Source organism: Campylobacter sp. BCW_4332 (genome assembly GCF_001763175.1).
In the GTDB taxonomy this organism is placed as follows: Bacteria; Campylobacterota; Campylobacteria; order Campylobacterales; family Campylobacteraceae; genus Campylobacter_D; species Campylobacter_D jejuni.
Genome location: NZ_MJYF01000055.1, coordinates 1 through 7,218, shown reverse-complemented (window position 1 = coordinate 7,218; position 7,218 = coordinate 1). Strand labels below are relative to the sequence as shown.

The following is a 7,218-nucleotide window of genomic DNA, read 5'->3' as shown; positions in this document are numbered from 1 at the left end:
GCTTACAATGAAGCTTTACAAATTTTACAAGATTTTGCTAATGGAATTTACAATACAAGTAAAGATAAAACAGGAAGATATATAGAAGATAAAAATAAAACCAGAAGATTACTAGAAAAACTCAATATCATAGGACAAAACAATCTTAAGGCTATGTATATAGGGATAAATGAAAATAAAGAAAGCTTGAAAGCTATAGACAAAAGAGAAAATAACACTAGCAAGGCAAGTGCAAATACTGATATCACATCAGAAACAAAAACTCCGCCTAATTTCATAGGCAGATTAGCTACTACTATAATCATAGAAGATGGTTTATATATGGGATAAATTACGAAAGGATAAACAATGAGCGAAACTTATGAGATTTATACACCCAATGGATTAACATTAGATGTGGAAAAAGATACCAATAAAATACTCTTTAAAGAAAATATTAAGCCCACAGGCAACTATACCGAAGAATATTCCAAAGCGGTTTTTAAATCTTATCATATTATGAAAAACTCCCCCTACAAAGACTATAAACCCCAATACCTAGATCCTAACTTTTATACAGGACAAAGTTCTACTTTACTTGAATTTAAAGATTGGCAAAGTATATATTTAAAAGATCCTATCAAAGGAGCTATAGCTCCTTGGACTAAAGCAGAAAAAGCTTATTATAAATCTTTAAAAACTAAAAGAGAAAGATATAAATATCTAATTATAAGAAGTGGTATAAGAAGCACTGTTATAGATATACCCTATGATGCTTATGCTAATGTAGATGAAAAAGGATATTTAATCAATGAAGAATACGCCTATATTTATGATGAAGTTAACAATAATAAAGAAACCTTAAAATCTTCTCTTTTTAGACAAGAATGGGGTATAGCAGCAGGAATACTAGGAAAACCTGAATATTTTGTGCGTTCTAAAAATCATGGCTTTAATGCCAGAATGATACAATGTTTTATTTTATATATTCAACTCACAGGTGGAGGATATGAAGAATTAGGTATAAAAAGAGGAATTTATAATTATGCTGATAATCTTTTAGAAATAGGTATAGGTATGGCAGGGATACATAAAAATCCTTTAAGGGCCAAATTAGTAAAAGATTTAGCTAAAACTATACAGCCTGATGAATTTGGTATGCTTCCTTTTATAGATGAGATTATGGGAGTAGATTGGGTGATTGATTTAAATAAATATGATTTTGCCTATGATGAAGAAGGCAGGATCATTTGGGCTTTATATAATGATATTAAAAAAGGCAAATTAAAAGATCCAAGAGATATAGATTCTACTCCTGAAAGTAGAAATAAATTTGATGATGCTATGGATGGATACGAAAATGGAATGGTAACAAGATTTGATGTAGATACTCCAAATGATTGGAGTGAACAACAAGCTACTTTATTCAAAGATACCCTAGTATTAAGCGCCAAACTAGCAGCCCTAACCCCACCTCAAGGCTATCCTAATGCCCCTTATTATTTTACACCTGAAAGATTAGAATGGATTTATAAAAGAGGATATTTAGACAAACTCCTTGATCCAAGAATTCCTGCCATATATAGATATAATTTCCCAAGGGAACTTAGAGCTAAGATACTCAAATTTGCTGAAGAAAATGGCATTAAAGATTAAAGAATCACTCAAAATCTTTAATATACTTTTCCAATGCTTTGATGGTAAGATTTTCAAAAAGAATCTTATCTTCTTTAATATTATTTTGTATGGCAGCTTCAATATATTTAATAAACATATTTTCTTCCATTTCTTCAAATATTGGAGTATATAATTCTTTTGCGATTAGGCTAAGGGCTAAAATATTGATCAATCTTGTGGATTTGATTAAGGGTATATTATTAATAATACTTTCAAAATCTTTAATATTGATAGGAGAATAATCATTATTTAATTTAGAGTTTTGTTGTTTTGTTTTAATATCTTTTAAATTTTTTACCAAACTTTTTAAAACATTTTTATATTCTAATGAATTTGGATTTTTTTGAATTATTTCTTTTAAAAAGCTATCATCTGCCTTTTCTTCTTCGATAAATTTATAATCATTATTTTCTAAAATCTCTTTTAACTCTTTGTTTTTGTCAAAATTTATACTTGTTTTTCCTCTAGGCTTAATTTCAATTTCATCAAAATGATTGCGTTTTTCAATATCTTCTAAGTATTTTTTATTTTCTTTAATGCTTGCTTCAATGCTTTTTGCATCCACAAATCTAAATTCTAAATTACCGATTTTAAAAATATCGCCTATACTGATTATTATTTCATAGCCACTTGGCATTCTAGAAAAGGACTTATTATAATAAATGTCAGAATCTTCAAAAGCCGCAATTGTAAAAGATCCTTCTTCATAAGATACTATGGCATGGGTATTTTTGATTTGTTCTAGTTTATCTTGAATACGAAAAGTGCAATCATCACCGCTTCCTATAGTTCCACCCTTTGTGTTAAATACAAATGTTTTAGAACCACTAATACATTCGTCATAATTCTCAATAGTAATTCCTATTTCTTCTTTTTCTATCATTGTTTATTTACCCCTGTAATATTTTCTACTATTTTAAGATTATTTAAAATATAAACTATATTATTTAATTCACTAGCACCGTTAATAATTTCAAAGTCAAAATATAAGTTTTTATTATTGTTAAATATAATGCTGTATATAGAATTACTTTTATTATCTTTTATAAACTTATACCATGCCCATTCTCCCTTATATGATTTTGTATAATTTAAATTAGGATTAGAGTAGTTATAGGCTGTAAAATTTAAACTTGTTCCATTATTGAATTTTTCTGCTACAATTTGTAGGGTTTGATTAAGAGTATGATCGTATTGGATATTTTTATTATCATAGCCAAGCTTTATAAAGGAAAAATCCGCACTTAAATCAAGGCTTTGAATAGTAAAATTAACTTTTATATTATCATTACCATTTAGTATGAGACTAGAGAGATTGCCTGCATTGGTGATAAAATCTAAAAATTCTTTAGAGAAATTTAATTTTGAAGCAAATTGAGAATTGACAGAATAGTTATTTTTTCTTTTTACTAAAACATTGTTCAAGTATTTTTTATAAAAACTATTTAATGTCCCATTTCTTCCAAAAAATGTTTTAAAACTATCCATACTAAGATCTGCTACACTCTCATCATTAAAAGGATAATATGGTGCAATATCATTAACAAATGGATTATACACTTCATTAATCCAAGCGGTATTAAATAAAGAAATACCATGATTTTCTATAAAATTCCACGAATAATTAGAAAGCTGACTATAATATCTCTCTAAATCATTAGGTAATTTTTTTATGTTCATTTGAAATACAGCAAAAGGATCATTGGCATCTTTATTGCCTCCAAGAGCATATGAAATTTTTTCTTCAGCGCTTTGGTTATTATTAGAACTAAAATCTATAATTTTATTGGATATATTTGTAATATTTGTATTAAGAATATCTAATATTTTTTCATCATCAGTGCCTTTACCCACTTCTATATTGCCAACACTCAAAAGTGTATTTTTGTTTACTAGCTTATGATATTGTGTGAAAGCATTGCTTACCCCAATAAAATTTGATCTAATTTCCCCAGCATTTAATCCTAAATTGTAGGCTTGAGTTAGTAAAACTGCATCATTTAAATTTGTATTAGAACTAACAATTTTTAACAAAGAATATAAGGGGTTTTCTTTTTTTGATAAGATATTAAGCTCATTAAGCATTGCCTCTTTGGTATTATACCTAACAGGTTGCAATGAAGCGAGTAGATTTTGCCAAGCATTTTGGTATTCACTTAAGTATAATTTTAAAATACCCATAGTCAAAGTGTTTTTATTTTCTTTAAAATTGTTATCTAGCATCCAAGATTCAATATTGATTGCGGTGTCAACTTGTTGATTTAAATCATTTAAAAAGTCCATCATACCAACTTTTGTATATATTTTATCTATAGAAGTTATTTGAGAATTATTTGAAAATACACTATTTGCAGAAAAACCTAAATCCTCTTTTATAAGATATTTTTCTTTAGGTTTATCGCTATTTAAAAAATTAAGAAGAATGTAAATTCTTTGAGTTCTACTTATACTCTCAAGTTTTCTTTTTCCTGTATGTATACTGTTTTCATCTTCTGTAAAAGATTTAAGATTAAATTGTTTAAGCTCATCCACCCCTTCTAGAAAGTCATCTTTAGAGATTGAATACTTACTTAAAGTATTCCAATTCTCGTTAATCCAAATTTTTAGTATTTCTTTATTAAAATATTTTTGTTCAAATAAAGATCTATACATATATAATGTTTTGATTAAATTTTCTTTATTTGTATCGGTAAGTAAAGTATATTCCATTTCTTTTAATAAAGTATTTTTTAACACATCTTCATTCAGTTTATAATAAAGTTGTTTAGCTTCTTTAAATCCTTTGTATGAGAGATTTAGATTTAAATATTGAAATATATTATTATCTTGCCAAAGTTCAGGATAAGTATTTAAAATATTTCTCAATTCAATTAAGAAGTCAGCTTTTTGTTTAATATTTAAATTTTGATAATCTTGATCTTTAAGAAGCAATTGTAAAGATCTTAAGGTATTTTGGCTTTTTTCGAATTCTTTATTGTTTTTACTTATAAAATAAGAAGATATAGCATATGTTCCAAAGCTTATGATTAAAATTATAATTAAAAAAGATAATTTTTTAGAATAAGATTTCATAGCGCTTAAAGAATAATCTGTAAAAATTAAATCTTCGAGCAGTGATTTAACAAAATAGCTTTGTTTATTATGTATAATATTGGATTTTGATAATACTTTTTTGCAGTTATATTTCTCACATATGGCATCGAGTAAGAAATTTCTAGGAATATTTTCTTGATAGGCGCTAACAAAATAAACTCCTCTAAGATAAGAATTATTTTTAAGCTTATTTTCTTCTTGTACTTCCAAAATAAAAGTCTTTGCTAATGCAAATAAATTATCAAATTGTTTTAAAAATAAGTAGCTTTTATTTTTATTTTCCATATTGTAAATATGGGAATTTTTACTCATTAAAGAGCATAATAATGAATCACTTAATTCTTTAAATTCATTATTTAAAAATTCTTCACTTAAGATTTTATCAAAAGATAATCCTAAAATTTTATCCGAAATTTTTTTATCGAAAATATCAAAATACTCTTTCATGCCTTCCATCAAGTCAAGTTTTGAAAAAACTATATAGATGGGCAACTTTAAATTCAAAGTTTTTTCACATTCGTTTACTCTTTTTGTTAGATATCTAATAAGATTTTTGGAATACTCCTTAGGATTATTTAAGAAAAGGACAGTATCAACAACTAAAATAATTCCATTTAGTTTGCTATGAAAAAAATTTTTATTGAGAAAAGTAAGGAATTTTTTCCATATATTTTTTTTAATTAAAAAATCTCTATTTTTATCTATATCATCTTCGGGTATTTCATCGCTACTTGTAGGCTTAAAAAATTCTTCTTGTGAAAAATAGTTTCCTTCTGTATCTAACAAAGCGCCTTTTTTTGATACATAAAGTGCAAAATTTCTAGTAGACTTATGGAATTTTTTATAAGACTCTAAACTATCGCTAAGTGGATATTCGATGTTAGAATAATTGATAAAAGTGCTTTTTCCAGCCCCTTCATTTCCTATGATGATAATTAAGGGTAAATTTTTTGTTTTTAAATCATTCTTCCATGTTTCTTTGGCATCTTTAAGAGATAAAAAGAAGTTTCTTTTAGATTTGTAAATAAACTCATCAGCTTCTTTTTTTAGGTCTTTAAATTTTAATCTTTTTTCACTTTTTAAAGAAGATATAAAATTTATAATAGGCTTTAATAAAAAAAATAAAAAAACAATAAGCCAAATTATCAAGATAATACTAAATCTTAAAAATGAGCTACTAAAAATATATATGTCGTTAAAAGCTATTAAAGGACCCCAAAACCAAAATAAAACACTAAAAAGAAAAATACAACAAAGTAAAAAAGCAGTTATAAATAATCTTGATTTTATAAAATCAAATATTTTTTTAAACATCGTTATTCCTTATTTAAAGTAAAAACAAATAAATATTAATATCAATATACAAATATTTTACAAAAATTTATATAGATTAAGATTAAAATGATACAATTTTGAATGTTAAAAAAAATTAAAGGAGGTTCTTTTTATGGCTGAACCAGCGTTTATAAGAATTGAAGGTTCCACACAAGGTTTGATTTCAAGTGGTGCATCTACTGAAGCGAGTATTGGCAATAGATATAAATCAGGTCATGAAGATGAAATCATGGCGCAAGAGGTATCTCATATCGTAACTGTACCCGTTGATCAGCAAAGTGGGCAACCTTCTGGACAAAGAGTTCATAAGCCCTTTTCTTTTACTTGCTCATTGAATAAGTCCGTGCCTTTGTTATATAATGCACTTACCAAAGGAGAAAGACTTCCAACAGTCGAAGTTCATTGGTTTAGAACTGCAGCAAGTGGCGGATCTGAACATTTTTTTACTACAAAATTGGAAGATGCAATTATTACAAATATTGAATTAATAATGCCAAATGCACAAGAGTCAAGTAATCATGATAAAACCGAGCTTTTAAAAGTTTCAATGAGTTATAGAAAAGTAGTTTGGGAACATACTGCTGCTGGAACTAGCGGAAGTGATGATTGGAGAGAAGGTAAAGCTTAATTATAATTATCTTAAAAAATCCCGACTAAAATGCGTAATTATAGTCGGGGTTATATCTTAAAAATATATTTTGTTTTCTTGGTTTTAATTACAAAACTACTTTCTAAATTATAATACTATTTATTCATACATGAAATCATTTATCTTAATGAGCAATTTTTGTCTTCTATGTTTGGATGCTAGCGAGCTAATCTTTATCAAACCACAAAATTACATCTTAATTTTAATAAAATAGAGAATCTAAGGAGATAACCCATGACATATATATTACTTCTTATTATAATTTCTACTATTCTTTCTTATCTTATATTAAAATTTATTTATAAAATCATCTTTAAATCTACAAAAAGCGTTTCAAAGTTTTTAGTCTTTCTTGGAAGTATAGGCTTAATTATCTTTTATTATACTCCTTATTCTTATTATTTAGAGCCTAGTTATTGGCAATTTAGGAATATGTGTAAGTTAAATGAACTTCCTAAAGTATAATAAGATTCTAGGGTATTTTG

The 7,218-nt window shown here is 26.4% G+C and carries 5 protein-coding genes and 1 pseudogene; 4 read left to right on the top strand and 2 right to left on the bottom strand.

Annotated features, from left to right (window positions below):
• Positions 1–330, top strand: a pseudogene (locus AJN64_RS06080) (hypothetical protein); the annotation flags it as partial.
• Positions 331–348: 18 nt separating this feature from the next.
• A complete protein-coding gene (locus AJN64_RS06075) occupies positions 349–1,635 on the top strand; it encodes a hypothetical protein (RefSeq protein ID WP_070292806.1) in 1,287 nt (428 codons plus the stop codon).
• A 4-nt stretch (positions 1,636–1,639) separates the two neighbouring features.
• On the opposite strand, the gene AJN64_RS06070 is transcribed toward AJN64_RS06075, so the two are convergent.
• Both AJN64_RS06070 and tssM read right to left on the bottom strand, forming a co-directional pair.
• Entirely contained in the window at positions 1,640–2,539 is a 900-nt protein-coding gene (locus AJN64_RS06070) for an FHA domain-containing protein (RefSeq protein ID WP_070292805.1), read from the bottom strand.
• A complete protein-coding gene (gene tssM / locus AJN64_RS06065; RefSeq protein WP_070292804.1) occupies positions 2,536–6,063 on the bottom strand; it encodes a type VI secretion system membrane subunit TssM in 3,528 nt (1,175 codons plus the stop codon). Before tssM ends, AJN64_RS06070 begins: the two co-directional genes overlap by 4 nt.
• A gap of 133 nt (positions 6,064–6,196) precedes the next feature.
• Here tssM and AJN64_RS06060 point away from each other — a divergent pair, with 133 nt between their 5' ends.
• Both AJN64_RS06060 and AJN64_RS06055 read left to right on the top strand, forming a co-directional pair.
• The gene (locus tag AJN64_RS06060) at positions 6,197–6,712 is read left to right on the top strand and encodes an Hcp family type VI secretion system effector (RefSeq protein ID WP_044779685.1); all 516 of its coding nucleotides are present in this window, start codon (positions 6,197–6,199) and stop codon (positions 6,710–6,712) included.
• 255 nt (positions 6,713–6,967) lie between these two features.
• Positions 6,968–7,198 carry a hypothetical protein gene (locus tag AJN64_RS06055; protein WP_002881838.1) on the top strand — a complete coding sequence of 77 codons (231 nt, stop codon included), beginning with the start codon at positions 6,968–6,970 and terminating at the stop codon, positions 7,196–7,198.
• Positions 7,199–7,218 lie beyond the last annotated feature (20 nt).

Bases quoted from the DNA above. Each gene is read 5' to 3' on its own strand.
- AJN64_RS06060 (WP_044779685.1), top strand. From the start codon at position 6,197: ATGGCTGAACCAGCGTTTATAAGAATTGAAGGTTCCACACAAGGTTTG.
- AJN64_RS06070 (WP_070292805.1), bottom strand. From the start codon at position 2,539: ATGATAGAAAAAGAAGAAATAGGAATTACTATTGAGAATTATGACGAA.
- AJN64_RS06055 (WP_002881838.1), top strand. From the start codon at position 6,968: ATGACATATATATTACTTCTTATTATAATTTCTACTATTCTTTCTTAT.
- tssM (WP_070292804.1), bottom strand. From the start codon at position 6,063: ATGTTTAAAAAAATATTTGATTTTATAAAATCAAGATTATTTATAACT.
- AJN64_RS06075 (WP_070292806.1), top strand. From the start codon at position 349: ATGAGCGAAACTTATGAGATTTATACACCCAATGGATTAACATTAGAT.